The sequence below is a fragment of the Streptomyces torulosus genome (assembly GCF_001419765.1).
Taxonomy (GTDB): domain Bacteria; phylum Actinomycetota; class Actinomycetes; order Streptomycetales; family Streptomycetaceae; genus Streptomyces; species Streptomyces torulosus.
Genome location: NZ_LIRK01000965.1, coordinates 1 through 1,580 on the forward strand (window position 1 = coordinate 1; position 1,580 = coordinate 1,580).

At 73.0% G+C, this 1,580-nt stretch carries 1 protein-coding gene; it reads right to left on the reverse strand.

What is annotated here, in order from left to right:
• Positions 1-1,580: alpha-N-acetylglucosaminidase (locus tag AOK23_RS43135; RefSeq protein WP_206336449.1), on the reverse strand; the 1,580-nt coding region annotated here is incomplete at both ends.

The window sequence follows — 1,580 nt, forward strand, 5'->3', positions numbered from 1 at the left end:
GACTATCCGCTGCGGCCGGTGCGCGTCGCCCACCGGCCGCAGCGGATAGTCCTTCCGCTCCCGTGTCCACGGCTCCTCGAACGCGAACCAGTCGACGGGCGCCGGAGCGGTCCCGGTGGCGAGCGCGTCCTCCAGGGCGCCCAGCCACTTCTCCCAGCGCGGCAGGTAGAAGTCGGCCATGAGGCCGTTCCACTCCCGGTTGCCGTACTCGTGCAGATCCCCCGGGTCCGAGGTGGCGCGCCCGCCCCACACCGTGACCAGGACCTTCGCGGTCCGTTCGAACTCCGCCCGCTCCGCGTCGTCCGTGGCGAGCAGCCGGGCGTCGTTGATCCACGGGCCGAGCAGGAACGCCCGGTGCGCGCCCGTCACCTCGTCCGACAGCCGCATCAGCCGCAGCCACAGCGTCGACAGCGCCCGGAAGGTCGCGAGGTCCCCCCGCCGGTACGCCTCCCGCAGTTGCGGCAGGTACTGGCGGCCGCGGTGCGCGAGCGCCTGCCGCGCCACGTCCACCACGTCATGGGTGTACGCCGCGCTGCCCCGCCGCCCCTTCGCGACGCCGAGCAGCCCGGCGAGAGCCGCGTCGAAGCGGCCGGGGTCGTAGGTCAGGGTCCTCGGCGCGTACGCGGCGGCGCGGTCCGCGGCCAGGTCGGGGCGGGCGCAGAAGAGGGAGTCGTGGGGATCGCTGCGCTCGGTGGCCCGGTGCTGGTACGCGGTGTCGTGCAGGGCCCGCCACGCCGCGCGGGCGGAGGCGTCGCGGCCGCCGTAGCGGAGATCGGCGTACGAGGAGAACCAGGCGGCCCGGTCGATCCGCTTCGGTGTCCAGGCCAGTTCGGAGAACAGCTCGAAGGCGGCGGGGTCGCGGTCGGTGGCCTCCGGCAGATACGCCGTGCCGACCAGCGCGCTGCCCGGCTTGTCCCGCCAGGCGAAGAACTTCTCGTTCCAGATGTGGGCGCGTGCCCCGATCGTGGTCCGGCCGCCGAAGTTGGGGATCGTGCCGAAGCAGTACGGGGTTCCGCCCCAGTCGCGTTCCCGGTCGGTGACGTTCTTGTAGCGGTCGGAGACGCCGTCGACGATCAGCATCCTCGATCTGTCGATGGCGTCGAGGAGTTCGGGCAGGGGGTTCTCCTGCCAGCCGAGGATCACCCAGGTGGCGCCGGGACGGGCCCGGTGGAGTGCGCGTTCGACGCCACGGGCGGCGTCCGGGACGGGGACGTCGCCGGCGGTGCCGCCCTCGTGGAGCAGGTCCATCTTGAAGAGGTCCGCTTCCCCGAACACCTCTTTGAGATGGCGGTAGAAGGAGGCGGCGACCCGGGCGAAGGAGTCGGTGCGCGGGTCGAGCCAGTCGGGGCGTTCGAAGCCGTGCCAGACGCCCTGCGGGACGACGTGCGCGTCGCCGCCGTTGCGCTCCACGAACTGTTTCGGCACATGCCCGTAGTAGCCGGGCAGCACGGGTGCCATGCCCAGTTCGCGCAGCCGGTCGGCGATACGGCGGCCCAGCGCGGCCCGGCGGGCGATCAGCGCGGGGGAGAGGGGCCCGCCGTATCCGGAGAGGTTCTGCAGCAGCCACCACGGCTGGTGCG